Annotated in this window: 21 protein-coding genes; 4 read left to right on the top strand and 17 right to left on the bottom strand. The window is 72.8% G+C overall.

Features of this window, described 5'->3' with window-relative positions:
- Positions 1-11: 11 nt before the first annotated feature.
- From alaS to ACLJQM_RS23420, 3 genes are all read right to left on the bottom strand, one after another.
- The gene (gene alaS, locus ACLJQM_RS23430) at positions 12-2672 is read right to left on the bottom strand and encodes an alanine--tRNA ligase (protein WP_410632765.1); all 2661 of its coding nucleotides are present in this window, start codon (positions 2670-2672) and stop codon (positions 12-14) included.
- Between the two features lie 74 nt (positions 2673-2746).
- A complete protein-coding gene (locus tag ACLJQM_RS23425; RefSeq protein WP_360767337.1) occupies positions 2747-3052 on the bottom strand; it encodes a hypothetical protein in 306 nt (101 codons plus the stop codon).
- Entirely contained in the window at positions 3049-3435 is a 387-nt protein-coding gene (locus ACLJQM_RS23420; RefSeq protein ID WP_247011689.1) for a DUF948 domain-containing protein, read from the bottom strand. The genes ACLJQM_RS23425 and ACLJQM_RS23420 overlap by 4 nt, the downstream gene beginning before the upstream one ends.
- A 129-nt stretch (positions 3436-3564) precedes the next feature.
- Here ACLJQM_RS23420 and ACLJQM_RS23415 point away from each other — a divergent pair, with 129 nt between their 5' ends.
- Entirely contained in the window at positions 3565-4443 is an 879-nt protein-coding gene (locus tag ACLJQM_RS23415) for a hypothetical protein (protein ID WP_410632764.1), read from the top strand.
- Here the strand turns inward: ACLJQM_RS23415 and ACLJQM_RS23410 are convergent.
- The 3 genes from ACLJQM_RS23410 to ACLJQM_RS23400 all read right to left on the bottom strand — a co-directional run bounded on the left by ACLJQM_RS23410 (position 4440) and on the right by ACLJQM_RS23400 (position 7195).
- The gene (locus tag ACLJQM_RS23410; RefSeq protein ID WP_360767330.1) at positions 4440-5285 is read right to left on the bottom strand and encodes an NAD(P)-dependent oxidoreductase; all 846 of its coding nucleotides are present in this window, start codon (positions 5283-5285) and stop codon (positions 4440-4442) included. The genes ACLJQM_RS23415 and ACLJQM_RS23410 overlap by 4 nt on opposite strands.
- A gap of 26 nt (positions 5286-5311) precedes the next feature.
- A complete protein-coding gene (locus ACLJQM_RS23405) occupies positions 5312-5689 on the bottom strand; it encodes a VOC family protein (RefSeq protein ID WP_247011692.1) in 378 nt (125 codons plus the stop codon).
- Positions 5690-5818: 129 nt separating this feature from the next.
- Entirely contained in the window at positions 5819-7195 is a 1377-nt protein-coding gene (locus tag ACLJQM_RS23400) for a replication-associated recombination protein A (RefSeq protein ID WP_247011693.1), read from the bottom strand.
- A gap of 141 nt (positions 7196-7336) precedes the next feature.
- Between ACLJQM_RS23400 and ACLJQM_RS23395 the strand changes: the two genes are divergently transcribed.
- From ACLJQM_RS23395 to ACLJQM_RS23385, 3 genes are all read left to right on the top strand, one after another.
- The gene (locus ACLJQM_RS23395) at positions 7337-8071 is read left to right on the top strand and encodes a TetR/AcrR family transcriptional regulator (protein WP_410632763.1); all 735 of its coding nucleotides are present in this window, start codon (positions 7337-7339) and stop codon (positions 8069-8071) included.
- On the top strand, positions 8068-9279 hold the full coding sequence (locus ACLJQM_RS23390; protein ID WP_410632762.1) for a cytochrome P450: 1212 nt from the start codon (positions 8068-8070) through the stop codon (positions 9277-9279). Before ACLJQM_RS23395 ends, ACLJQM_RS23390 begins: the two co-directional genes overlap by 4 nt.
- 62 nt (positions 9280-9341) lie before the next feature.
- Entirely contained in the window at positions 9342-10070 is a 729-nt protein-coding gene (locus ACLJQM_RS23385; protein WP_247011697.1) for a metallophosphoesterase family protein, read from the top strand.
- Here the strand turns inward: ACLJQM_RS23385 and ACLJQM_RS23380 are convergent.
- From ACLJQM_RS23380 to ACLJQM_RS23330, 11 genes are all read right to left on the bottom strand, one after another.
- Complete coding sequence (locus tag ACLJQM_RS23380) at positions 10042-10896, bottom strand: SGNH/GDSL hydrolase family protein (RefSeq protein ID WP_360767476.1); 855 nt, start codon at positions 10894-10896, stop codon at positions 10042-10044. The two genes, ACLJQM_RS23385 and ACLJQM_RS23380, sit on opposite strands and share 29 nt — an antisense overlap.
- A 209-nt stretch (positions 10897-11105) precedes the next feature.
- Entirely contained in the window at positions 11106-12290 is a 1185-nt protein-coding gene (locus ACLJQM_RS23375) for a phosphotransferase (protein ID WP_410632761.1), read from the bottom strand.
- A 79-nt stretch (positions 12291-12369) separates the two neighbouring features.
- Positions 12370-13317, bottom strand: coding sequence for a DUF389 domain-containing protein (locus ACLJQM_RS23370; RefSeq protein ID WP_247011699.1), 948 nt, complete (start codon positions 13315-13317; stop codon positions 12370-12372).
- Complete coding sequence (gene aspS / locus ACLJQM_RS23365; RefSeq protein ID WP_360767316.1) at positions 13317-15092, bottom strand: aspartate--tRNA ligase; 1776 nt, start codon at positions 15090-15092, stop codon at positions 13317-13319. Before aspS ends, ACLJQM_RS23370 begins: the two co-directional genes overlap by 1 nt.
- A 120-nt stretch (positions 15093-15212) precedes the next feature.
- Positions 15213-15815 carry an organomercurial lyase gene (gene merB, locus ACLJQM_RS23360; RefSeq protein WP_247011701.1) on the bottom strand — a complete coding sequence of 201 codons (603 nt, stop codon included), beginning with the start codon at positions 15813-15815 and terminating at the stop codon, positions 15213-15215.
- 166 nt (positions 15816-15981) lie between these two features.
- Complete coding sequence (locus ACLJQM_RS23355) at positions 15982-17877, bottom strand: intein-containing Rv2578c family radical SAM protein (RefSeq protein WP_410632760.1); 1896 nt, start codon at positions 17875-17877, stop codon at positions 15982-15984.
- A 411-nt stretch (positions 17878-18288) separates the two neighbouring features.
- Positions 18289-19701 (bottom strand): Si-specific NAD(P)(+) transhydrogenase, encoded by a 1413-nt coding sequence (gene sthA, locus ACLJQM_RS23350; protein ID WP_360767310.1) that lies wholly within the window; start codon positions 19699-19701, stop codon positions 18289-18291.
- 66 nt (positions 19702-19767) lie between these two features.
- Positions 19768-21072 (bottom strand): glutamine synthetase, encoded by a 1305-nt coding sequence (locus ACLJQM_RS23345; RefSeq protein WP_410632893.1) that lies wholly within the window; start codon positions 21070-21072, stop codon positions 19768-19770.
- Positions 21069-22799, bottom strand: coding sequence for an IucA/IucC family protein (locus ACLJQM_RS23340; protein ID WP_410632759.1), 1731 nt, complete (start codon positions 22797-22799; stop codon positions 21069-21071). The genes ACLJQM_RS23345 and ACLJQM_RS23340 overlap by 4 nt, the downstream gene beginning before the upstream one ends.
- Positions 22796-24073 carry a lysine N(6)-hydroxylase/L-ornithine N(5)-oxygenase family protein gene (locus tag ACLJQM_RS23335; RefSeq protein ID WP_360767304.1) on the bottom strand — a complete coding sequence of 426 codons (1278 nt, stop codon included), beginning with the start codon at positions 24071-24073 and terminating at the stop codon, positions 22796-22798. Before ACLJQM_RS23335 ends, ACLJQM_RS23340 begins: the two co-directional genes overlap by 4 nt.
- Positions 24070-25830: a pyridoxal phosphate-dependent decarboxylase family protein gene (locus ACLJQM_RS23330; RefSeq protein ID WP_410632758.1), complete on the bottom strand. Its 1761-nt coding sequence runs from the start codon at positions 25828-25830 to the stop codon at positions 24070-24072. Before ACLJQM_RS23330 ends, ACLJQM_RS23335 begins: the two co-directional genes overlap by 4 nt.
- Between the last annotated feature and the right edge of the window lie 96 nt (positions 25831-25926).

Genomic DNA, 25926 nt, shown 5'->3' with positions numbered 1-25926 from the left:
GGTTTCCGCGGTTAACCAATGCCGGCAATCGCCGAGCGGAGGGCCGTGACCGCCTCGGCCGCGCCGGCCGGGTTCGTGCCACCGCCCTGGGCCATGTCGGGCTTGCCGCCGCCCCGGCCGCCGATCTTCCCGGCGAACGACGGGACGAGCTTGCCCGCGGCGATGCCCTTGTCCTGGGCCGCCTTGGTCGTCGCGACGACGAAGCTCAGCTTCTCGCCGGCCGGCGAGAACAGCGCCACCACGCCGGGCCGCGCGCCGAGCCGGCCGCGGATGTCGGAGGCGAGCGCGCGCAGGCCGTTGCCGTCGACGTCGGGGACGACCTCGGCGACGACCGTGACGCCGCCGATCTCCTGCGCCTTGTCGACCAGCGCGCCCGCCGAGCCCAGCACCTGCTGGGTCTTGAGCTGCGCGATCTCCTTCTCGGCGTTCTTCAGCCGGGTCAGGACGTCGTCGATGCGGCCCGGCAGCTGGTCCGAGGGCACCTTGAAGGTGTTCGCCAGCTGCGAGACCAGCAGTTGCTCCTTGCGGACGTACTTGAGCGCGTCCGTTCCGACCAGCGCCTCGACGCGGTGCACGCCCGAGCCGATGGAGGCGTCGGAGACCAGCTTGACCAGGCCGAGCTGGCCGATCCGGTCGACGTGCGTGCCACCGCAGAGCTCGCGGGAGTACTCGCCCATGTCGACCACGCGGACGTCGTTGCCGTACTTCTCGCCGAACAGCGCGACCGCGCCCAGCTCGAGCGCCTTGTCCTTGGTCGTGGTGAAGCTGTTCACCTCGACGTTGGTCTGCAGGTAGTCGTTGACCTCCTGCTCGACCTCGGTCAGGACGTCCGCCGAGACCGAGCCCGGGGTGGTGAAGTCGAACCGCATGCGGCCCGGCGAGTTCAGCGAGCCCGCCTGCGCCGCGCGCTTGCCGTACGCGCCGCGGACGGCCGCATGCACCAGGTGCGTCGCGGAGTGCGAGCGCTCGATGGACAGGCGGCGGTGCGCGTCGACCGAGCCGGTGACCTTGGAGTCCAGGCCGACCTCGCCGTCGACCACCTCGACGCGGTGCACGAAGAGGCCGGGGACGATCTTCTGGACGTCCAGGACCTTCAGCTCGACGCCGTCGCCCAGCAGCACGCCGGTGTCGGCGACCTGGCCACCGCTTTCGGCGTAGAACGGCGTGCGGTCGAGGACCAGCTCCGCCTTCTTGCCCGCGGCGACGCTGCGGACCGGCTGCCCGTCTTCGAGCAGCGCCACGACCTTCGCCTCGGCCTGCAGGTCGGTGTAGCCGAGGAACTCGGTCTCGCCGTGCTGCTCCAGGACCTTCCGGTACTCCGAGAGGTCGCCGTGGCCGGTCTTGCGGGCCGCCGCGTCCGCCTTCGCGCGGGTGCGCTGCTCGTTCATGAGCGTGCGGAAGCCGTCCTCGTCGACGGTCAGGCCCTGCTCGGCCGCCATCTCGAGGGTCAGGTCGATCGGGAAGCCGTAGGTGTCGTGCAGCTGGAACGCCTTGTCGCCGGCGAGCACGTCGCCGCCGCCGCGCTTGGTCTCCTCGGCCGCCATGTCGAAGATGCGCGAGCCGCTGGTCAGGGTCGAGAGGAAGGCCTCCTCCTCGATCCGGACGACCTCGTTGATCCGGTCGAAGCCGCTGACGAGCTCCGGGTAGGTCGGGCCCATGGTGTCGCGCACGACGCTCGCGAACGACTGCAGCACCGGCTCATGCACGCCCAGCAGGCGCGAGGAGCGGATGATGCGGCGCAGCAGGCGGCGCAGCACGTAGCCGCGGCCGTCGTTGCCGGGGGTGACGCCGTCGCCGATCAGCAGCACGCCGGTGCGGGCGTGGTCGGCGATGACGCGGAAGCGGACGTCGTCGGCGTGGTTCGAGCCGTAGCGGCGGCCGGAGAACTCCTCCGCGCGGCCGATGACCGGGCGCACGAGGTCGGTCTCGTAGACGTTCTCGACGCCCTGCAGGATCGTCGCGACGCGCTCGACGCCCATGCCGGTGTCGATGTTCTTCTTCGGCAGCTCGCCGATCGGCTTGTGCCCGAGCTTGGGGCTCAGCTCGCCGCGGACGTCCTGCATGAAGACGAGGTTCCAGATCTCGATGTAGCGGTCCTCGTCCGCGACCGGGCCGCCCTCGCGGCCGTACGCCGGGCCGCGGTCGTAGTAGATCTCGGAGCACGGGCCGCCGGGACCGGGCACGCCCATGTCCCAGTAGTTGTCCTTGCCGTCGCGCGACTGGATCCGCTCGCCGGGCAGGCCGGTGAGCTTGCGCCACAGGCCCGCGGCCTCGGAGTCGTCCTCGTAGACCGTCGCCCAGATGCGGTTCGGGTCGAGGCCGTAGCCGCCTTCGCTCTGGGGCTTGGTGATCAGCTCCCAGGCGTTCTCGATGGCGCCTTCCTTGAAGTAGTCGCCGAAGGAGAAGTTGCCTGCCATCTGGAAGAACGTGTTGTGCCGGGTGGTCTTGCCGACCTCGTCGATGTCCGGCGTGCGCACGCACTTCTGCACGGAGGTCGCGCGCGGGTACGGCGGCGGCGCCTCACCGAGGAAGTACGGCTTGAACTGCACCATGCCGGCGTTGACGAACAGCAGGTTCGGGTCGTCGAGGATCAGCGGCGCGCTGGGCACGCGCGTGTGGCCCTTGCTCTCGAAATGGCGCAGGAAGCGATCGGTGATTTCGTGTGTGTCCACGGGTCAGGTCCTTGTGCTGGTGGTGCAGAACGGGGTCGGACGGCGGCGGCGGAAGGGTTCCGGGCAGGACCGGATCAGCCCTCCGCCCGGCGAGCTCGCCGGACCGGGCGCCGCGCGGCGGCGGCGTGCCGTCCTTCGGCGCGGGGTGCCGTGACACCCGAGCGCTCCTCGACCATGTCGTGCAACTCCTGCTCCCGCTCGTTCATGCCCGCACGCACTTCGGCGCCGAACGAACCCACGGCGCCGGCCAGCTCGCGCACGGCCTCGCCCAGGTTCGATGCTAACCCCGCCGGGGTGGCCTGACGAGCGGTTTCGGCGGCCTTGCGGGACAGCGCGACGCCGGCGACCACGCCGACGCCGAGCCAGAACAGCCGCCTCATTTGCCGGCCTTCTTCGCGGCCTTCAGCGCGTTCTTCTTCTTGCGCGCGCGGATCGCCTTGCTCAGGCCGTAGGACAGCGCCGCGGTCTTGACCAGCGGGCCGCCCAGCGTCGCGGTGAACACCGACGTCAGCGCGGAGACGTTGCCGGTGACGGCCTGCGCGTTCGACGTGATGCCGTCGACCCGCTCCAGCTGCGTGTTCACGTGCGTGATCGTCTGGTTCGCGCCGATCAGCAGCGGGTCGGTGTTGCTGTTGGTGCGCTCGATCGCTTCCGTGGCCGCGTCCAGCGTCTTGCCGAGCTTGATCAGCGGGATCGCCAGCAGGACGACCAGCACCACGAATGCTCCTGCGGCGATCAACGCGGCGATCTGCCCTGCCGACACGGGCCCTCCTCGGTTCACGGTTCTCGGGTGCTGGTGAGGTTACCGCCTGGCCGGGTCCCCGACCGTGTCACCCCGCCGGGCCCGGAAAACGCCTCGCGCCGGGCCGCCGCGGGGCGGTACACCTGGGCGGTGGCCCACGACGACGGACCAGGCAGGCGGGTGCTCGCCGGACCGGGCGGCGAGGCGGCCGACGTGCTCGCCGCGTTGCCCGGCGCCGACCTGACCACGGTCCAGCTGGAGGTGGCGCGCCGCCGCGCGGCCCGGCTGAGCGGACCGGACGTGCTGCGCCGGCACCGGGCCGACCGGTTCGTGGCGCCGAGCCCGCTGCCGGCCGGGCTGCTGCGGCGGGTGGAGGACACCCTGCTGGCGGCCGCGTCCGGGTTCGACCTGGTCACGCTGTCGCCACTGACCCCGCTCGGGACGCACTCGGCGGTGACCGGCCTGGCGCAGCACCGGGTCGTGCCGACCGGCCGCGGCACCGAGGTCGCCGCGGACCCCACGACGGGACTGGCCCTGGAAGCGGCCGTCCGGCGCACCGGTCCCGATCCGGTCCGCCTGGCGGCGGTGCAGCGGGTGGTGCGCGCCCAGCAAGCCGGCGCGGGGCTGTTCGCGCACTTCTCGCTGTTCGGCGCGGTGACGGCGGGCCGGGACAGCGGCAACCTCGGCTTCGAGCGGCAGCACGCCGCCGAGCACGCCCGGCTGCTGGCCGCGGGGTGCCGGGCGCTGGGTGCCACGGAGGTCTCGCTCGGCGTCACGGTGCTGGACCCGCGGTTCGAAGGCCTGCTCGACGACGCCGGGGTGCCGGTCCACCCGTTCCCGGACCGCGAAGGCGGCCGGGGCGGGTACTACGAAGGCCTCTGCTTCAAGGTGTACGCGTCCTTCGGCGGCGAACTCACCGAAGTCGGCGACGGCGGCTTCACGCCGTGGACGCGACGGCTGCTGGGCAACGCGAAGGAGCGGCTGATGACGAGCGGCCTGGGCGTGGACCGCCTGGCGACGCTCCTCTAACGCTCCTTCAGCACCGCGCGGTAGAGCGCCGCCATGTCCTCGTCGCCGTGGCCCGCTTCGACGGCCGCCTCCAGGTGCGCGAGGACCGCCTTCGCGCCCGCCACGTCGACGTCGTCGCCCGCGGCCGCCACCACCAGGCGCGCGTCCTTCGCCGCCAGCCCGGCCGGGAACGAAGCCGGGTAGTCGCCCGCCAGCATCGCGCCGCCCTTGACGTGCGCGTAGCCGACGTCGAGGCCGCCGCCCGAGATCGTCTCCAGGAACAGCGCGGGGTCGAGGCCCAGCGCCTTGGCCAGGCCGAGGCTCTCCGCAGTCGCGTTGGTGAGCGCCAGCACCCAGGCGTTCATCACCAGCTTCAGCCGGCTGCCCCCGCCCGCCGGCCCGAGCCACTGCGTCTTGATGCCGACCGCGTCGAACACCGGGGTGGCCTTGGGCCGGGCTTCCTCGGGACCGGACGCGAGGACCTGCAGCTGCGCCTGCTCGGCGGGCCGGCGGGTGCCGAGCACGGGGGCGTCGACGAACACGACGCCGGCCTTCTCCGCGGCCGCGGCCAGGCGGTCGGTCCAGTCGAGGCCGACCGTGCTCATCTGCAGCCACAACGTCCCCGAAGCGGGCGAAGCGGCTTCGAACGCTTCGGCCACGGCGGGGCCGTCGGCGAGCATCGTGACGAGGATGTCCGCGCCCTCGGCCGCTTCCGCCGCCGAACCGGCGACGGTGGCGACGTCGGCGAGGGGTTCGGCCTTGGCCCGGGTCCGGTTCCAGACCCGGACGTCCAAGCCCGCCTTCGCGATGTTGGCCGCCATCGGCGCGCCCATGATTCCGGTTCCGAGAAACGCGACGCTCATGCCCTCATCGTGCCCGGAAACCGCGCTCAGTAATCGCCCAGCAGGCAGAACGGGTGGCCGGCCGGGTCGGCGTAGACGCGCCAGCCGCGGCCGCCGAGGTCCGGGTCGAGGAGGCGGCCGCCGTGCTGCAGCACGCGGCGGTGGGACTCGCGGAAGTCGTCGACCTCGAAGTCGAGGTGGAACTGCTGCGGGAAGCCCGGGTCCGGCCAGCGCGGCGGCCGGTAGTCGAAGGACCGCTGGAAGCCCAGGACCAGCCCGTCGAGGTGCAGGGTCGCGAAGTCTTCGTCGACCCGCCACCGCGGATCGGGCCGGTCCACCTCGCCGCCGGCCAGAGCCTGGTAGAAGCGGGCGAGCACGACCGGTTCCGGGCAATCCAGGACGATGCACTGCAGCGTCGCGGGCACGGGTTCGCCTCCTGCGGTCACCGGGACCCGGATCCGGCTCCCGTCGAGGCGCGAAGCTTACGAAACCCGATGATCTTGGACGCCCCGGCCCGTCCGGTGATCAACCACCCGGGTTTTGTTCCGCCGCGGTCACTTTTCCCCGCGGATCGTCCGGCGCAGCTTCGGGACGCGCTCGGCGAGCGTCCGCTCCGCGCCGCGCTGGGTGGGCTCGTAGTAGTCGCGGCCCACCAGCTCGTCCGGCGGGTACTGCTGCGCCAGCACGCCCTCCGGGACGCCGTGCGGGTAGCGGTACCCCTGCGCGTTGCCGAGCTTCTTGGCGCCCGCGTAGTGGCCGTCGCGCAGGTGCGGCGGGACGGTGCCGGCGAGCCCCGCGCGGACGTCGGCCAGCGCGGCGTCGATGCCCGTGATGACCGCGTTCGACTTGGGCGCGGTGGCCAGGTGGATCGTCGCCTGGGCCAGCGCGAGCCGGCCTTCCGGCATGCCGATGAACTGGACCGCGTGCGAGGCCGCGACCGCCGCCTGCAGGGCCGTCGGGTCGGCCATCCCGATGTCCTCGCTGGCGTGCACGACCAGCCGCCGGGCGAGGAACCGCGGGTCCTCCCCCGCCTCGATCATCCGGGCCAGGTAGTGCAGCGCGGCGTCGACGTCGGACCCGCGGATGGACTTGATGAACGCGCTGATCACGTCGTAGTGCTGGTCGCCGTCGCGGTCGTAGCGCACCGCCGCCTTGTCCACTGTGGACTCGACGATGGCGAGGTCGATCACCTTCGCCTCGGTGGCCGAGGCCGCGTCCGCCGCCGCTTCGAGCGCGGTCAGCGCGCGCCGCGCGTCCCCGCCCGCGAGCCGGACGAGGTGGGCGCGCGCGTCCTCGCTCAGCGTCAGCTCGCCGCCGAGGCCGCGCTCGTCGGCCAGCGCGCGCTCCAGCAGCTGCGTGATGTCCTCGTCGGTCAGCGGGCGCAGCTGCAGCACCAGCGACCGCGACAGCAGCGGCGAGACGACCGAGAACGAGGGGTTTTCGGTGGTCGCCGCGACCAGCAGCACGGTGCGGTCCTCGACCGCGCCGAGCAGCGCGTCCTGCTGGGTTTTGGAGAAGCGGTGCACCTCGTCGATGAACAGCACGGTGTTTTCGGTGTTGTACTGGCGCCGCCGCCGGGCCTCCTCGATGACCCCGCGGACCTCCTTGACCCCGGCCGACAGCGCGGACATCGCGACGAACCGGCGGCCGGTGGCGATCGAGACGAGGTTGGCCAGGGTGGTCTTGCCGGTGCCGGGCGGGCCGTAGAGCAGCACGGACGCCGGCGCGGCCCCTTCGACCAGGCGCCGCAGCGGGGCGCCTTCGCGCAGCAGGTGCTGCTGGCCGACGACCTCGTCGAGCGAGCGCGGCCGCATCCGGACGGCCAGGGGCGAGCTCGCCGGGTCCGCCTGGGGTTCGCCCGCGTTCGACCCCGTCGGCGCCGGCGGGGGCGCCACATCGGCGTTCACGGTGAAGAGCTCGTCCTGTGCCACACCGATGACGTTAACCGACGGCACCGACAAGACCTCTTGCCGTGGCACCGGCGGCCGCGCTACCGTCGCGCTGACCGGTTGACCGAAAGTGCGATTCTGGTCAACAGGTCAAACGTTCAACGAATCCGCAGGTGGAACCGCATGAGTCATCCGAACCGCGAGCGCGCCGACCGCATCCTGGACGCGGCGGGCGAGCTGCTGCTGCGCATGGGCTACCGCAAGGTGGCGATCGACGACATCGCGCGCGCGGTCGGCATCGGCAAGGGCACCGTCTACCTGCACTGGCGAAACAAGGAACTGCTGTTCCAAGCGCTCATGATGCGCGAGTCGGCCGACCTGAGCGACGAGATACTGGAGTCGATCAAGGCCGACCCGGCGATGATCCTGCCGCACCGGATGATCTCGTCGTCGTTCCTCGTCACGCACCGCCGTCCGCTGGTGATGGCGATGCTGCGCGGCAACGCCGAGATGTTCGGTTCGCTCGGCGACCTCGCCCTGCGCAAGCAGCAGGACGAACTGCGCGGACAGTTCGAGGACGCGATGCTCCGGCGCGGGCTGATCCGCGCGGACGTCCCGAACATCAGCTACGCGCTGAACGCCGCGACGCTCGGCTTCTACCTCGGCGACACGCTGTCCGACGAGTTCGAGGGGATCGCCCTCGAGGAGAAGGCGGCCGTCCTCGCGCACATCATCCGCACCGCGTTCGAACCGGCGGGGGAACCCGATCCCCGGGCGGTCGCGGACGTGGCGGCGGAACTGGGTTCGGCGCTCGAGGCACTCGTTTCGGGCTACCGGAAAGGGATCTACGCACACGATCCCGCCAAGGCCCCCGGTGCGATCCCGGGGCCGCACAGGGGAAAGAAGGGGCGGACATGACCACCACACTCGCCGACACCTGGGGACTCCACGAATCCCAGTTCTGGCTGCGGGGGAAGCAGCCGGAGGCCCGGGTGCAGCACGCGCCCGAGCTCGGCTTCTGGAACGTCTACGGGCACCCGGAGGCCGAAGAGGTGCTCCGCGACCCGGCGACGTACTCCTCGGACACCACCCGGCTGGTGCCGCAGGAAATGATGAAGGACGCCGACCTGAAGGAAATGTCGGCGGGCAACCTGCTGCAGCTGGACCCGCCGCTGCACAACAAGATGCGCAAGCTCGTCAGCCGCGCGTTCACGCCGAAGGTCGTCGCCGACCTGGAACCGCGCATCGCCGCGGTGACCCACGAAATGCTCGACGCGGCCGGCGGCGACGGACGGCTCGAACTCGTCGAAGACCTGGCCTACCCGTTGCCGGTGATCGTGATCGCGGAGCTGCTGGGGGTCCCCGCGAGCGACCGGTACCTGTTCAAGGGCTGGGTGGACAAGCTGTTCGACTCCTCGGAACAGTTCTCGCTGAAGGAGCAGACCAAGTCCCAGGAGGAGTCGGTCCAGAAGTCCCTGGAGGGCCAGAAAGCGCTTGCCGAGTACCTCGCCTCGCACGTCGACGAGCGGCGCAAGCAGCCGCGGGAAGACCTGCTGACGAAGCTCGTCGAGGCCGAGGTCGACGGGGAACGGCTGACGCGCAACGAAGTCGTCAACTTCGCGAACGTCCTGCTGCTGGCCGGGCACATCACCACCACGATGCTGCTCGGCAACGCGGTGCTGTGCCTGGACACGCACCCGGAGTGGGACCGGCGCGTCCGGGCGGACCGGGCGCTGCTGCCGTCGACGATCGAGGAGTCGCTGCGCTACCTCTCGCCGTTCGCGGCGGTGGCCCGCACCGCGACGCGTGAGGTCCAGCTGGGCGGGGTGACCGTGCCGCCGGACCAGATGCTGCTGGTGTGGGTGGCGGCCGCCAACCGGGACGAGCGGGTGTTCGCCGACCCGGACGCGTTCAACCCGCTGCGCGACCCGAACCCGCACCTGGCGTTCGGCCGCGGGATCCACTTCTGCATCGGCGCGCCGCTGGCCCGGCTCGAGGGCCGCGTGGCGCTGGACATCCTGTTCGACCGCTACCCGGCGCTGCGCACGATCCCGGGTGAGCCGCCGAAGTTCCAGGTCAACCCGAACATGACCGGGGTGCGCGAGCTGCCCCTCTCGGTCGGGTAGCACCGGTTGCGCCCTGGGCGAAACCCCTCGCCCGGGGCGCTGCCGTGCCCGATGGTGGACCGATGACGGTGGCGGTGTTGTCCGACGTCCACGGGGTGCTGCCCGCGCTGGAGGCCGTCCTGGCCGAGCCGGACGTCGTGGCGGCGGACCGGATCGTGCTGCTCGGCGACGCGCTCGCCGGGCCGATGCCGGTGGAGACCCTGTCGCGCCTGGAATCGCTCGGCCCGCGGGCGGTGTGGGTGCGCGGCAACGCCGACCGCGAGCTGGCGGCGTCCGCGCGCGGAGCCGGCGACTTCGTCCCGGACCCGATCTTCCCGTGGGCGGCGAAGCAGCTGCGTCCCGGCGATCTGCCGTTCCTGGACGCCCTTCCCCTGACGGTGACGCTGGACGGCGTCCTGTTCTGCCACGCGACCCCGCGCGACGACGCGGAGATCGTGCTCGTCGACAGCCCGCTCGAACGCTGGGCGGAGGTCCTCGACGGCGTCACGGCCCGCACGGTGGTCTGCGGCCACACGCACATGCCGTTCGTGCGGCTGGCCGACCGGCGGCTGATCGTCAACCCGGGCAGCGTCGGAATGCCCTACGGGGCAAGGGGTGCGCACTGGGCGCTGCTCGGCGACGGCGTCGAGCTGCGGCGCACGGAGTACGACGTCGAAGCGGCGTGCCGGTTCCTCGCGGAGCACTGCGCGTACCCGGCCATCGAGGAGTGGGCGGACTTCTTCGTCCGCGATCCGGCTTCGGACGCGGAAGCGCTGCGGGTGTTCAGCGGGCGCGGAACGAGTTCCACATGATGACCGCGGCGTAGGGCAGGAACTCGCGGCCGCGGCGCCAGAGCCACGGGATCCCCTTGAGCACCAGCCACCCCACGTGCCCCGCGGCGCTGGGTTCGACGCCGCCGCTGCAGGTGAGGCTCACCGGTTCCGGCACGGCGAACCCGGCCCCGGCGAGCAGCCCGGTGAAGCCTTCGGCGAGCATCCGGTGACCGAGCTCGGACGGGTGCAGGCGATCGACGCTCCACGACTCGAGTTCGTAGGCGCCGGGAAGCCGGTCGAGGTCGAGGCAGGGCACGCCTTCGCGGGCGACGACCTCGTCGATGGCCGCGTTCAGCTCGGCGACGCGGGCGCTGAGGGCGCGCTTGAGCGACGGCGGGAGGCGGAAGACCTTGCTGTGGTCGTGGAACCGGACGGGCACGACGGTCGTCCCGGCTTCGCGGAGCCGGTGGATCACCTCGGTGAGGTCACCGGCGATGCGGGCGGCGTCGAAGTCCGGCCGAAGGGTGTCGTTCATCCCGGCGACGAGCAGGGCGGCATCCGGCCGGTGCGCGAGGGCGGCGGGCACCTGCTCGGTGAGCACGCACCGCATCCGCGCCCCGGTGAAGGAGGGATTCAGGTACCCCTCGGGCCCCACTCCCAGCGCGGCGGCGACCAGCGGGCCGACCCCGCGCCACCCACCCCGCCGGGGCAGCGGGTCCCCGAGCCCGACGGCGGTGGAATCCCCGAGCACGACGAGCCGCCGCGCGCGCTTGGGCTCGGGTTGCGGCTCCGGTACGGCGGCGAGCACGGGCCGGGAGGGTTCGGGAGTGACTTCGACACTCAGCACGGTCACGCCCCCGACCATCGGCCACGGAGGCTCACGGCCGGTGAGGACGAGGTAACGCGACTTCGACACCGCGCCTAATTCTTGACGCTCACCTCACCGGCGCCGGAAATGTCCCGTTCGCCGACGGAAGAGACCAGCGCCCCCATGTGGCCTTGGTTGCGTCAGACGCACCCAAGGTGGCCTTCGATGCGTCTCACGCACCGAAGGCCACATCGGGGGGCTCGAGGTCAGCGGAACGCCGGGTAGAACGCCAGGTCGGCGTGCGGACCCAACCGGGCCGCCAGTGCCGCCGCCACCCGGGCCGCGAACTCCGACACCGCCGTCATCCGCACGTACCCGGCGTGCTTGGCCAGGTCCCGCCACCAGGTCACGAAAGCCGCTTCACGGCTCACCGGAGCCGCGTGCCGGGACAGATCCAGCGACGCCAGCTCCTCCCCCGTGATCAGCCACACCCGCAGCAGCTCGCTGGTCGTGAGGTGCTCGGCCAGCGCGTCGTCATCGGCGAACGCCGGCCAGACGCCCACCACTTCGGCGCGCCAGGCCGCGATCATCGCCTCGCTCATGCCCGCCGGGAGGGCCAGCGCGTCCGGCCAGCTCGCGAACGGCAGCCTCAGGTGCGCCGCGTCGACCAGGGCCGAGCGGACGCAGCCGTACTCGAAGTCCAGGAAGCGGACGCCCTCGCCCGTCACCAGGTTGTTGTCCGGGCTGAGCTCGACCGGGCTGAACGCGCGGAAGCCCGCCGAACGGGACTGCTCCAAGGCCGCCGTCACCTGGGCGTCGACCTCGGCCGGGACCGGGATGCCCAAGCGCTCCTGGATCAGGGACGGTACGGCCGCGCACAGCTCGTCGACCGCGCTCTCGTCGCCCTTCGCCGGGGCGCCCAGGCGGCGCAGCAAAGCGTTGAAGTCCGCTTCGCGGCCCGCGGTGCTCGCGTGCAGCCGCCCCAGCGACCGGGCCCAGGACAGCAGCGCGCGCTCGGCCGCGCGGGAATCACGCGCGTAGAGCTTGTCCTCCAGCGTCGGCGTGCCGCCGAGGTCCTCCAGGACCAGCGCGCGGTCGCGGCCGTCGTGGGCCAGCAACTCCGGGCACATCCGCTCGTCCGGGGCCAGCGCCGTGAACAGCTGGTAGCTGACCGCCTCCTGGGCGAACGGGTCGGCGCCGGGCCCCGGCGGATCCGGGTAGTGCTTGACCACGACCGTGCGCGGCAACGCGAACGAAGACGACACCACCCTGGCGCGGACCACCGTCGCCGGTCCGCTCCCCGCGAGGTCCTCGGGGGCGACCAGGGTGATCGCGCTGCCGAACCGGCGCGAAAGAACAGACTCGCCCGCCGCGACCGCCGCGGCGACGGCGAGCTGCTCGGCTCCTGCCCCGACCCCAGCGTCGCCGGAGGAGGAGGTGTCGACTGTCATTGTCACCGACCCTACTCGTGACTGAGCAACCATGACTACTGACATCCGGACAAGAAGACGCATCCCACCCGGATACGGGTCACCCGCGTGAAAGCGGACGCATCCCCACCGGTGAACGTTGCCCATTCCGGCGCACGATCAACACAATGGCCGCTGCTGCAACGATTCCGAGAAGGTTGACGAGCAGCTGACCCACCGATTGGACGCATCGGCCCCACTCCCCCGCCACGGCCGCCACCATCGCGTAACCGGCGGCGGGCACGGTGGTCACGGAGATGAACACGCCCACCAGCGCCGCCGACTTCGCCGACGTCATGGCGAGCATTCCCGCCGCGCCCGCGAGCATCGCGACGACCAGGGACGGTACCCCGACCGAGAAGACGAAATCGACCTCGTTGTGCTGCTTGAGCTCGAACGCCTGCGCCCCGAAGACGTCGGTCACCTTCACCAGCAGCGCCCCGCCCAGCGTGACGACCATGGCGAGCGGGAAGCCGACCCCCAGCGCCGCGCCGGCCAGCCGGACGAGGTCCCACCGCCGCAGCACCAGGCCCACCGCCAGGGCGGCGAGCGGCCCGAACTCCGGGCCGACGACCATCGCGCCGACGATCGTCACCGCTGAGTCGGTGAGGACCCCGACCGCGGCGAGCAGGCAGGCGATGGTGAGGAACGCCAGGAACGTCACGTTGAGCCGCGACTCTTCACCCGTGCGGCCGAGCAGCTCCTGCCACACGACGGCGTCCGCGCCCTCACCCGGCGCGGCCTCCTCCGCTTCGTCGGCGGCGTCGGAGAGCGCGGTGTCGAGCGCTTCGAGCGTGATGCCGCCGGAGTGGTCGAGGCCGAGCCCGCACAGCGCCTCGACGATCTCGTCGGCCGCCTCGCGCGCGATGTCGGCCTCGACCAGGTCGCCCGCCGGCTCCACGGCGGCACCGCGGTGCACGATCAGGTGCGCGGTGCCGGCGTGCGCCCGCAGGACGTCGAGCGCCTCGGCGGTCTGGTCCGGCGGGCACACGGCCCTCAGGTGCAGCACTAGCTCTGCGGGGCGGGGGCCGGCTTCGCGTCGATGCCGGCCTCCTTGCGCTGCTGCGCCGTGATCGGCGCCGGCGCCGCGGTCAGCGGGTCGTACCCGCCGCCGGTCTTCGGGAACGCGATCACGTCACGCAGCGAGTCGGCCTTGGCCAGCAGCATGACGATGCGGTCCCAGCCGAACGCGATGCCGCCGTGCGGCGGCGGGCCGAAGGCGAAGGCGTCGAGCAGGAAGCCGAACTTCTCCTGGGCCTCCTCCTCGCCGAGGCCCATCAGGCTGAAGACGCGCTTCTGGACGTCGCCGCGGTGGATACGGATCGAGCCGCCGCCGATTTCGTTGCCGTTGCAGACGATGTCGTAGGCGTAGGCCAGCGCGTTGCCCGGGTCCTGCTCGAACTTGTCGATCCACTCCGGGGTCGGCGAGGTGAAGGCGTGGTGCACGGCGGTCCACTTGCCGGAGCCGACGGCGACGTCGTCGCCGATGTCCTCGACCGGCGCGAACAGCGGCGCGTCGACGACCCACACGAACGACCAGGCGTCTTCGTCGATCAGGCCGAGGCGCTTGCCGATCTCGTCGCGCGCGGCGCCGAGCAGCGGCTGCGTCGACGCGGCCTTGCCGGCGGCGAAGAAGATGCAGTCGCCGGCCTGGGCGCCCGCCGCGGCGGCGACGTTCTCGCGCTCGGTCTCGGACAGGTTCTTCGCGACCGGGCCGCCGAGCGTGCCGTCTTCGTTGACGAGGATGTACGCGAGGCCGCGCGCGCCGCGCTGCTTCGCCCATTCCTGCCACGCGTCGAGCTGGCGACGCGGCTGGTCGGCGCCGCCCGCCATCACGACCGCGCCGACGTACGGGGCCTGGAACACGCGGAACGGCGTGTCGGCGAAGAACTCCGTCATGTCGGTGATCTCGAGGTCGAAGCGCAGGTCCGGCTTGTCCGAGCCGTACTTGGCCATCGCCTCGTGGTAGGTGATGCGCGGGATCGGCCGCGGGATCTCGTGCCCGATCAGCTTCCACAGCGCGGAGACGATGTCCTCGCCGAGCGCGATGACGTCGTCCTGCTCGACGAAGCTCATCTCGATGTCGAGCTGGGTGAACTCGGGCTGCCGGTCGGCGCGGAAGTCTTCGTCGCGGTAGCAGCGGGCGATCTGGTAGTACCGCTCCATGCCGCCGACCATGAGCAGCTGCTTGAACAGCTGCGGCGACTGCGGCAGGGCGTACCAGGAGCCGGGCTTGAGCCGGGCGGGCACCAGGAAGTCGCGCGCGCCTTCCGGCGTCGAGCGGGTCATCGTCGGGGTCTCGATCTCGACGAAGTCCTGGGCGTGCAGCACCTCGCGCGCGGCGCGGCTGACCTCGCTGCGCAGGCGCATGGCCGCGGCCGGGCCGCTGCGGCGCAGGTCGAGGTAGCGGTGCTTGAGGCGGATCTCCTCGCCCACGTCGACGCGGTCGTCGATCGGGAACGGCAGCGGCGCGGCTTCGGACAGCACCTCGAGTTCGGTCGCGAGGACCTCGATCTCGCCGGTGGGGATCTCGGCGTTCGCGTTGCCCTCGGGGCGCTTCGCGACCTCGCCGACGATCTTGACGCAGAACTCGGAGCGCAGCGCGTGCGCGCGCTCGGCCATCTCGCCTTCGCGGAAGACGACCTGGGCGACGCCGCTGGCATCGCGGAGGTCGATGAAGATGACGCCGCCGTGATCGCGCCGCCGGGCCACCCATCCGGTGAGGGTGACGGTCTGTCCGGCCTGTCCGGCACGCAGGGTGCCGGCTTGGTGGGTGCGGAGCACTGCGACTGCTCTCCTTCGAGATGGGCGTTCAGCGGCGGTTGTCGCCGCTCAAAGGCTAACGAACAGCCCAGCCTACGACGTCGGCAGGCTCGCCTGCGGCGGTGGGCAGCGGTGCCCGCGTCAGAGCACGAACCGGGGCCGGGCCTCCAGCGCCGCGACCAGGCGGTGCGCCTGGGCCAGGTAGGCCGCCACCTGGTAGATCCGGCCGCCCGGGTGCCCCACCAGCCAGCTCGCCGCGGCCGACGCCGAGGCGAAGAACGGCTGGCCCGCGCAGGCCACCGCGTCGACGTGCGCCAGGCCGAAGCCGAGGTCGACGGCCGCCACCACCGCGGTCGGCGGGTCGGCCTGGAGGATCCCGTGCGCCACCAGGTCGATCCGGATGTGGGTGCCGGTGACCGGGCAGACCGCGGCCGCGTGCACGCGCTCGCCGGTGGCGATGGCCAGCAGGAACATGTCGACCGAACCGTCCGGGCCGGCGCCGAGGGTGCCTTCGGCGGGCGCCAGCCGGTGGTGCGCGCCGCGCGGGGCCGGGCCGGTCGAGACGAGGTCGCGGTGCAGCGTGAAGCCGATCAGCTCGACCAGCCGCCGGGCTTCGGCGGGGGTGACGCCGACGATCGCGGCCAGGCGGTCGACGCCCACCGGGTGCCGGCCGGCCCGGGTCAGCTTCAGCGCGGCCCAGGCGAGCCGGGCGGCCGCGACGCGATCGGTCTGCGAGGTCGTCACCGTCCGCTCCTTCCCGGGTCCATCCCTTCGACGTTAGGCGCCGGTGACGCGGGACGACAACGACACGATCGGACATTTTCCCGCAAGCCCAGGACAGCGCCGCGCACCGGGGCGAGGATTACGTCGAACGGCCCAGCGCGTCACCCGGATGGTCCACAATGGACCGTCAGAGCAGGCGCAGCTGTTCGGTGGGCGCGGGGGGTTCCGCGGCGGGCGCCGGCTCGGGGTCGCGCGGGTCGTACCCGGTCTTCGGCGCCAGCCCGTGCCGCCGCAGCAACGGCGCGACGCGCTCCGCGAGCCGCTCCCGGTAGGCCTTCTGCACGTAGCTGCCGCGCGCGTACAGCTCCCGGTACCGCGGGACCAGCGCCGGGTACGAGCCGGCCAGCCAGCGGCCGAACCACTCGCGGGCGCCGGGGCGCAGGTGCAGCGGGAAGACCGTCACGCTCGACGCGCCGACGTCGGCGAGCTGCGCGAACAGCGCGTCGAGGGCCTCGGCGGAGTCGGTCAGCCACGGCAGCACCGGCGCCACCAGCACCGAGCACTCCAGCCCGGCGTCGCGGGCCTTGCGGACCAGCTCGAGCCGCGCACGCGGACTCGGCGTCCCGGGTTCGAGGCGGTGCTGGAGCTCGCCGTCGAGCAGCGCGATCGACACCGCGAGCCCGACCGGCACGTCGGCGGCGACGTCCTGCAGCAGCGGCAGGTCGCGCGCCAGCACCGTGCCCTTCGTGAGCACCGACAGCGGCGTGCCGGAGCGCGCCAGCGCCGTGATGATGCCCGGCATCAGCCGGTAGCGGCCCTCCGCGCGCTGGTAGGGGTCGGTGTTGGTGCCCATGGCGACGTGCTCGCGCCGCCACGACGGCTTCTTCAGCTGCGCGGTGAGCACCTGCGGGGCGTTGACCTTGACGACCACCTGGGTGTCGAAGTCGCGGCCGGCGTCGAAGTCGAGGTAGGTGTGGGTGTTCCGGGCGAAGCAGTTGTGGGACACCATGCCGTCGGCGATGAAGTCGCCGGTGCCGGTGGTGATGTCGAACAGCGGCAGCTGCAGGCCCAGCGGCTCGATCGCCTCGACGCGGCGGCGGCTCGCGCCGATCACCGCGCCGTCCAGCGACCGCTTCCAGGTCACCGCCGGGTTGCTCACGTGCAGGAACCGCAGGACTTCGCCGGCGCCGCCGAGCAGCCGGACCTCCTGGCGGGTCGGGAACTTCGGCACCTCGTCGACCTGGCGGGCGAAGCCGAACCGGGCGAGCGCGGCGGCGACGGCGTCGGTGATCTCCGGTTCGTCGTGCGCGAAGGTGAGGATGCCGCGGCCGTAGCCGCCCGCGATGTCGAAGACGCCGGCGAGGAACCCGCGCTGCCAGTGCGCGTCCGGCTCCGACGGCACCTTCAGGAAGCCGACGGACGCCCCGAAGTCGGGCAGGTACGCGAGCGCGCGGGCGGCGGCGTCCGGCTCCGCGGCGAACCCGCCGGAGCGCAGCATCCCGCAGAGGTAGCCGGCGCGGTACCCGAGCGTCTCGTCCGGCGTCGGCTCGAACCGCCCGACCCCGATCAGCTCGGTCCCGGGCTCGAGGTGCGGCCGCTGGGCGGCCCCGAACTTGCTGCCGGTGACGTGCTTCCAGCCCTTGTTCGTCAGGAACCGGTGATCGCCGCCGGCGACGAGCCGCGTGCCGTCCTCGAGGGTCACCCGGTACGCGGCGCGCAAGGTGGTCCAGTGCGCCTCCACGCGGGTCGGCACCAGCCGCCGGGCCGCGCCGTGGCCGCGGGTGCCGTAGATGGCGTCCCCGACCTTCAGCTCCGACAGCGCCTTGGTCCGGCCGTCCGCCAGGAGGATCTCGGTGCCGCCTTCGAGGCAGTACGTGCAGGCGTGGGAGCAGCCGCGGTAGGGGTTCACGGTCCAGCCGAAGGGCACGCCGGAGCCGGCGGGCACCTTGTTCAGCACCGAGCGCGCGTGCACCTCGTGAAAGGTGACGCCGTCGAATTCCGGTGACCGCACGGAACGCACCAGGCCCTCCAGCCCGGGCAGTGCCGGCTCACCCTCCCCTGCTCGCTGCCGATCCCATCGCACGCCGCCAGTCGAACATACGTTCTAGTCGAGTGTCAAACGGGTTCGCGGCAGGTGGATCGGGTGGTGCTGGTGTGGTTCTTGAGGCGGTACACAGGGGCTTTGGACGAGGTGCGGGGCGTGGTTCCCGGCCCGGAGCGTCGCGAACGGTCCTTTCGCGACGCCCGCGGGCGGGGGGCGGCTCAGGCTCGGCACGCGAACGTCATGAAAGGGTCGTTCACGGCGTCGGAGTCCAGGGCCCCGGCAAAGCCACGTCGGTGCGGCCCGCAGCGCTGCACCAGCGAGCGGGTCACCGACGGCAGGGTGGCCCGGCCGCGTGACTTTGCCGGGCCCCCGGCCGTGATGTCGTGAACGACTCGTTCATGTCGTCTGGTGAGGTGAACGACCCTTTCAGGGCATCCCGCCCCGAGCCGGTCAGGACGAGAAGCGGTCCAAGGCCCGGATCTTGTTCGTCGCGTCCAGCGCCGCCACCTTGTACGCCTCCGACAGCGTCGGGTAGTTGAACACCGCGTCCACCAGGTAGTCGACCGTGCCGCCGCAGCCCATCACCGCCTGTCCGATGTGGACCAGGTCGGTCGCGCCCGTGCCGAACACGTGCACGCCCAGCAGCTTGCGGTCCGTCGTGGACACCAGCAGCTTGAGCATCCCGTAGCTGTCGCCGGTGATCTGGCCGCGCGCCAGCTCGCGGTAGCGCGCGATGCCGACCTCGTACGGCACCGACGACGACGTCAGCTGCGCCTCCGTCGAACCGACGTAGGAGATCTCCGGGATGGTGTAGATGCCGATCGGCTGCAGCGCGCCCAGGCCGTTCGCCGGTTCGCCGAACGCGTGGTAGGCCGCCAGCCTGCCCTGGTCCATCGACGTCGCCGCCAGTGCCGGGAAGCCGATCACGTCGCCGACCGCGTAGATGTGCGGGACCTCGGTGCGGTAGTTCTCGTCGACCACCAGCCGGCCGCGCGCGTCCGCGCTCAGGCCCGCCGCCTCCAGGTTGAGGTCGCCGGTCATGCCCTGGCGGCCCGCGGAGTACATGACGCCGTCGGCCGGGATGCGCTTGCCGCTGACCAGGGTCGTGATCGTGGCGTCGTCGGACACCGCGACGTCGGCGACCTTCTCGCCGAAGCGGAACGTGACGCCGAGGTCGCGCAGCTGGAACTTGAGGGACTCGACGATCTCCGGGTCGCAGAAGTCGAGCATCTGGTCGCGCTGCTCGACCACCGTCACCCGCGAGCCGAGCGCGGCGAACATCGACGCGTACTCGATGCCGATCACGCCGGCGCCGACCACCACGAGCGACGACGGGATCTGCTCGAGCCGCAGGATCTCGTCGGAGTCCAGGACGCGGGCGGCGTCGAAGTCGACGTGGCCGGGCCGCGCGGGACGGGTGCCGGTGGCGATCACGACGTGGTCGCCGCTCAGCGTCCGGCGGTCGCCCGGGTGCTTGCTCTCGACGACCACGGTGTGCGCGTCGGCGAACGAGCCGAGGCCGGGGATGAGGTCGACGTGGTTGCGCATCAGCTGCGCGCGCACGACCTGGACCTCGCGCCCGACGACGTGCTGGGTGCGCGCGAGCAGGTCGGCGATGGTGATGTCCTGCTTGACGCGGTAGCTCGCGCCGTAGAGCTCGCGCTGGTTCATCCCGGTCAGGTAGAGCACCGCTTCGCGCAGCGTCTTCGACGGGATCGTGCCGGTGTTGACGCACACCCCGCCGACCATGTCGTGCCGGTCCACGACCGCCACCCGCTTGCCCAGCTTCGCCGCGGCGATGGCGGCCTTCTGACCGCCGGGGCCCGAACCGATGACGATGAGGTCGTACTCGTGCTCGCTCACGACGTCGAGCCTGCGCACCCGGACGCCCCCGCGCAACCCCTCGCCGGGGAAATCCGGCCGGATCGTTCAGCCGCGTAGGGTGCCGCGGCGCCGCTGCCAGTCCGTGACCGCCTCCAGGCCGGACTCGATCTCCTCGGTCAGCAGCGCCGTCAGCTGGGCCGCGACGTCCTCGCCCAGCAGCTCCCCCACCCGGCCCATCGACGACAGCGCTTCCCAGGGCGAGCCCGCCAGCGAGCCCGTGGTGACGCCCGGCTCCGGCGGCGTCAGCCCCTCCTCCAGCCCGAACCGCCCGGCCGCGAGCAGCGCCGCGAGCACCAGGTGCGGCTGGGCGTCCGCGCCGGCGAAGCGGAACTCCAGGCGGGGGTCCGACGGCGGCCCGGCGACGCGCACCGACGCCGTCCGGTCGTCGTGGCCCCAGCGGATCTCGCGCGGGGAGAACGGTGCCGTGCGCAGCCGCACGTAGCTGTTCCACGTCGGCGCCCACACCGCCGTCAGCGCCCGCGCGTCGCGCAGCACGCCCGCCAGGAAGCCGCCCAGCAGGTCCGGCGGCAATCCGTCCACAGTGGACAGAGACAGGTGCACGTGGCCCGAATTCCCCTGCCCCGGCGCGGGTGCGGCCAGGTAGGACGCTTCCACCGAGTGGCGCGCGGCGACCCGGCGCACGATCAGCTGCTGCAGCAGCACGTCGTCGCACGCGGCCAGCGCGTCGCGGTGGCGCAGCACGACCTCGTACTGCCCGGGGTGGCATTCCGCGCGGGCGGACTCGACACCCAAGCCGGCTTCGTCCAAAGCGGACCGGAGGTCGGCCAGCAGCGGCGCCAGGCGTTCGGTGCCGCCGAGCGCGTAGTCGGTGCCGTGCGCGGTGAGCGGCCCGGCGGCGTCGGCGAACACGACCTCGTGCTCGATGCCCACCGACGGCACCAGCCCGAGCCCCTCCAGCGCCGCGAGCTGCCCGCGCAGCACCTCGCGCGGGGCGAGCTCCGCGAGCTGGCCGGACGGCCACTCGGCGTCGCACACCACCGCCCACGTCCGCTCGCCCCACGGGATCGCCGTCGCCGGGTCCGGGCGCATCCGCAGGTCGCCGAAGCCTTCGAGGTAGCCGCCCAGCACGCCGGACGCCGGGAGCGGCTCCCGGTCCGGCGACCACGCGAAGACGTAGCTGCAGACGCCGTAGCCGTCGTCGAGGACCGAGGCGGCGAACGGCGCGGCCAGCTCGACCGCGGCGAAGCGGGCGTGCGGGTCGGGCACCAGCAGGAGCAGGCGCGCGCCGTCCTCGGCGAGCACCCCGCGCAGCACGGCCTTACCCCCGGCCGCCGCGGCCTGGCGCGCCGCCAGTGACCGCGGGCCGGCCGGCCGCGCGAACGGCGTCACCACGCGCCGCCGGGGTCGGCGGCGTGCAGCGGGTTCGGCACCCGGCCCCACCGGACGTCGAACTCGTCGTCGCGCTCCACCTTGTCGAACCCCTGGCCGGCGAGGTGCTCCCGGTTGAGCGTCACGCGCTCGACGTCCGGCGCGAACAGCCGGCACGCGTCGAACCGCGCGGCGACGTCCGGGTTTTCGGCGCGGTAGCGGCCCACGACCTCGCGCACGAGCGCCCAGAACCGGGCCCGGGGCAGGCCGGTCTCGTCGAGCAGGACCTCGGCCCAGAACCGGAACTGGCCGGAGAACACCGAGCTGAACAGCGACTGCGCGAGCAGGTGCGCGGGCCACCGCAGCATGTCCGCGTTCGCCTCGGGCGGGAGCGACTCGTAGCTCCCGACCGGCTCGTCGAGCAGGTCGACGCCCTGGGCGAAGTCCTTGATCAGCACCCGCTGGGGGGAGCCGGCGGCGTCGACGACCAGGACCAGGTTCTGGCCGTGCGGGCAGAACCCGACGCCGTGGCGCAGCAGCCACTGCAGCAACGGCGTGAGCAGCAGGTCGAACAGCCGGGCCAGCCACGCCTCGGGATCGCCGCTCGCGATGAGGTGCGCAAGCATCGAAACGCCGTCGGGACCGCGGTACGGCAAGGCGGCGAACGAAATCGCGCGTTCCCCGTCCGCGAGCCGGATCGGCTCGCGCCACAGCGCGCCCAGCGTCTCGTGGAAGCGGTACGGCAGCTCCTCCAGGTGCCCGAACAGCGGGTGCGTCACCGACACGCTCGCGACTTCGCCGAGCAGCCCGAACCGGTACCGCTCGCTCAGCAGCGGGTCGGCCGCGCTGATCCGGCGCAGCCACGACGTCACCGACGGCCCGGCGAGCGTCGCCGCCGAGTCGAGCCCGCGGTAGACCAGCGTGTTGCGCACCGAGACCGCGGTCTTGACGTCGTGGCGGCCCGGCGTGGTCACGTTGCCCAGCGTCCGGACCGTCTGGTGCGCGCGGTAGGCGTCGGCGCTCTCCCCGAGGTCGACCACGACGCCGGTGGCGAGCTCGGCGGCGTAGAGCGTGCCGAGGATTTCGTCGGCCTGCCAAGGGTGCACCGGCACCCAGACGTAGTCCCCGGGCACCTTCCGGGCGAATTCCGCCCGCAGCGCCCCGAGTTCGGCGTCCAGGAGCGCTTCCCGGCTCAGCTCGTCGACGCAGCGGAACTCGGCGTGGTCCGGGTGGACGGCGAACCAGCGCAGCCGGACGTCGGCGCCCGCTTCCGGCGCGTACCGGGCGCGGTCGCGCGCGGAGAACCCGACGCGGCCCTTGTTCAGCACCAGCCGCGGGTGGCCGGTGAGGTGCCCGTCGGCGACGTTGTAGTCCATCGTGGACAGTGCGGCCGCGGTCGGGGCGCGCCGCAGCCGGGCGGCCTCGTTGGCGACGGTCGAGGTCAGCTCGGCCAGCACGTCGGCCAGCCGCAACCCGCTCAGCCCCAGCACTTCCCGGGCGTCCACGACGAGGGTGCGCGGGTCGGTGACCGGCTCGCCGGAGCGGCGCGCGCTGCCCGGTTCGACCGTCCAGGCGTCGAACGCGCCCCGCCGCGCCCGGAACGCGTATGCGGCGCCGGGCAGCTCGAGCCGGTAGGAATCGCCGTCCCGAACGGGCTCCAGCAGGTGCTCGTAGGAGAGCTCCCCGAGCATCTTGTGCGCGATCAGGGCACCGGCCGCGCGCCAGGCGGCCGCCTCGTCGAGGGTCACTTGTCCTCCAGGCCGAACGTGGTGAAGGCGGTGCGGTCGGGCAGTGCGTGCACGGTCTCGCCGCACACGGCGTTGAGGATCACGGCCGCCCGCCAGGCGCCGAGCCCGAGGTCGGGGGCGCCGGGGCCGTGGGTGTGCCGTTCCGCGTTCTGGACGTAGAGCGCGCCCGGCACGTCGAGGCCGACGCGGTAGCCGGCGTCCACGACCAGGCGGCCCCGGCCGTCGCGGTGGACGGCGTCACCGAGCCCGGCCAGCAGCGGGCCGGTCGGGGCCTCCGCGTACCCGGTGGCCGCGACGACGGCGTCGGTGCGCAGGGTGCCCACGCGGCCCTGCTGCGCGTGCGTGACGCGGAGTTCGATCCGTCCCTCCACTGTGGACGAAGAGACGACTTCCACGCCGGGGGTCAGCACCGCTCCCGGCGGGCCGGCGATGCTGCGGCGGTAGAGCTCGTCGTGGATCGCGGCGATCGTCTCGGCGTCGATCCCCTTGTACAGCTGCCACTGCGCCGGCAGCAGCCGGTCGCGGACGGTTTCGGGGAGGCCGTGGAAGTACGCGGTGTAGTCCGGGGTGAACTGTTCGAGGCCGAGCTTCGAGTACTCCATCGGCGCGAACGCGGGGGTCCGCGCGAGCCAGCGCAGTCCGTCCACAGTGGATTTCGAGCGCAGCAGGTCGAGGAACACCTCGGCCCCCGACTGCCCGGACCCGACGACCGTGACGCTGTCGGCGCCGAGCAGCTTTTCCCGGTGCGGCAGGTAATCCGCGGAGTGCAGCGCGAGGACGTCCGGATCGGCGACGAGGCCGCGCAGCGGCTCCGGCACCGAGGGAACCGAGCCGACGCCGAGCACGACGTGGTCCGCGAGCACCGGTTCGGCCCCGGCGACGGTGAGTTCGAAGGCGTCGCCGTCCCAGCGGATGCCGGTGACCTCGTGCCCGAACCGGCACGACGGCAGCCGGGCCGCGGCCCACCGGCCGTAGTCGTCGTATTCGGCGCGCGGCGGGTGGAAGCGCTCGGCGAAGTAGAACGGGAGCAGCCGGCCGCGGTCGCGCAGGTAGTTGAGGAAGGAGAACGGGCTGGTCGGGTCGACCAGCGTGACCAGGTCGGCGAGGAACGGCACCTGCAGCGTCGCGCCCTCGACCAGCAGGCCGGGGTGCCAGCGGAACTCCGGGCGGGCGTCGAAGAACACCGCGTCCAGGCCGTCGACGCCGTCGGCCAGCGCCGCGAGCGAGAGGTTGAACGGTCCGATCCCGACACCCGCGAGGTGGTGGCGCCTCACGAAGCGACCGGGCTTTCCCGGCCGGCGACGAGTTCGGCACCCGCGGTCGCGGCGATCCGGTCGAGCAGCGGCCGGTAGTCGGCGGCGGTGGCGTGCGGGTGCAGCAGCGTGAGCTTGAGCCACAACCGGCCGGCGCCACCGGGCCCGGTCGGCAGCGTGGCGCGGCCGATGACGGCGGTGCCGGCTTCGAGGAGTGCCCGGCGGACGCGCGCGACGAGTTCGTCCCCGCCGTCGGTGTCCGCGACGACCGGCCGCAGGACCACGGTGGACAGTTCCGGCCGGCCCCAGAGCCGCAGCCCGGGGTGCCGTTCGACGTTCGCCGCGACCTCGGCGGCGGTGGCGCAGCAGCGTTCGACGAGCGCGCCGAGCCCGTCGGTCCCGAGCGCGCGCACGGTGACGGCCATCCGGAAGGCGTCCGGCCGCCGCGACGTCCGGATCGACCGGCCGAGCAGGTCCGGCAGCCCGGCTTCGGTGTCGTCGTCGGCGTTGAGGTACTCGGCCCGCACGGTCAGCGCGGCGAGATCGGCGGCCTCCCGGGCGGCGAACAACCCGGCGGCGACCGGCTGCCAGCCGAACTTGTGCAGGTCGAGCGCCACGGAGTCGGCGAGTTCGAGCCCGGCGAGCTTGGCCTTGAGGGCGTCACTGCACAGAGCGGTGCCCCCGTAGGCGGCGTCGACGTGCAGGCGCGCTCCCGCGCGGCGGCAGATTTCGGCGATTTCGGGGAGCGGGTCGAGGGTGCCGGTGTTGGTGGTCCCGGCGGTGGCGACGACGACGGTGTGCGGCGTGACGACCTCGGCGAGGGCGGCGGGCAGCATGCGGTCGCCTTCGCAGGCCACGACGATCGGGGCGGGCAGGCCGAGCAGCCAGGCGGCGCGGGCGACGCTGTGGTGGGCGTTGGCGCCGCAGATGGCTTGGACGATGCCGGTCTCGCGGGCGAGGAGCAGGCCGAGGAGGTTGGATTCGGTGCCACCGGTGGTGACGACGGCGTCCGGGTTTTCCTCGCCGGGGTAACACAAACGGGCGATCCCGGCGGTGAATTCGCGCTCGAGTTCACTGGCGACGGGGGCCTGGTCCCAGGAGTCCATGGAGGGGTTGAGCGCACTGGCGACGACATCGGCGGCAACGGAGACGGCGAGCGGCGGGCAGTGGAGGTGAGCGGCACAGGCGGGGTCGGCGGGGTCCGCGGACCCGGCGGCGAGGAGCCGGCTGAGCTCTTCGAGGGCGGCTTCGGCTCCGACGCCGTGACGAGGGAGGGTGCCGGTGGCGAGGGCGGGGGCGGGGGCGGGGGCGGGCCCGAGGGTGGCTCGCGGTGCGCCGGCGAGTTCGAGGGCGGTGGCTGCGGCCTGGTCGCGAGCCGCCGCTGGGCCGCCCAGCTCCGCTGAGCCATCCCCGGCCGCCGATCCGCAGGCCACAGCAGGGTCACCGAGCAACTCCACCGGGCCGGCACCATCCCCGGCCGCCGGTCCCCGGGCCGCTGCGGGGCCTCCGAGCAACCCCGCCGAGCCATCCCCGACCGCCGATCCCCGGGCCGCCGCCGGGTCGTCGAGCGGCTCCGCGCCACCGGGGGCGGCCGCCGCGGGGGTTCCGGGGTCGCCGTGCTCGGCCATCAGGGCTGCGGCCACCGCTGCCGGGCCGCCGGCCGGGATGGGGCCGCCGCGTTCCGCTGCGCCCGCTGCCATGCCGCGTAGTGCTGCCGGGATCAGCTCGGCGAGCCGGTCCGCGCCGTCGTGGCCACCGGCCAGCACGTCTGCTCGCATGTACCCGCCCTTCCTTAGGGTTGCCTTGCCTACGCTGAGCAACAGTACGGCGACCGACGGCTGCCTGTCACCCGGCCCCGTCCAGCATGCTCGACC

The sequence above is a fragment of the Amycolatopsis sp. cmx-4-83 genome, from assembly GCF_046548815.1.
In the GTDB taxonomy this organism is placed as follows: domain Bacteria; phylum Actinomycetota; class Actinomycetes; order Mycobacteriales; family Pseudonocardiaceae; genus Amycolatopsis; species Amycolatopsis pretoriensis_A.
Note: the sequence above shows the minus strand (reverse complement) of the source record. Positions and strands in the feature narration are given on the sequence as shown.

Excerpts from the sequence above, each read along its gene's own strand:
- ACLJQM_RS23425 (WP_360767337.1), bottom strand. The coding sequence starts at position 3,052 with ATGAGGCGGCTGTTCTGGCTCGGCGTCGGCGTGGTCGCCGGCGTCGCG.
- ACLJQM_RS23410 (WP_360767330.1), bottom strand. The coding sequence starts at position 5,285 with ATGAGCGTCGCGTTTCTCGGAACCGGAATCATGGGCGCGCCGATGGCG.
- ACLJQM_RS23395 (WP_410632763.1), top strand. The coding sequence starts at position 7,337 with ATGAGTCATCCGAACCGCGAGCGCGCCGACCGCATCCTGGACGCGGCG.
- ACLJQM_RS23390 (WP_410632762.1), top strand. The coding sequence starts at position 8,068 with ATGACCACCACACTCGCCGACACCTGGGGACTCCACGAATCCCAGTTC.
- ACLJQM_RS23385 (WP_247011697.1), top strand. The coding sequence starts at position 9,342 with ATGACGGTGGCGGTGTTGTCCGACGTCCACGGGGTGCTGCCCGCGCTG.
- ACLJQM_RS23380 (WP_360767476.1), bottom strand. The coding sequence starts at position 10,896 with ATGGTCGGGGGCGTGACCGTGCTGAGTGTCGAAGTCACTCCCGAACCC.
- ACLJQM_RS23375 (WP_410632761.1), bottom strand. The coding sequence starts at position 12,290 with ATGACAGTCGACACCTCCTCCTCCGGCGACGCTGGGGTCGGGGCAGGA.
- ACLJQM_RS23330 (WP_410632758.1), bottom strand. The coding sequence starts at position 25,830 with ATGCGAGCAGACGTGCTGGCCGGTGGCCACGACGGCGCGGACCGGCTC.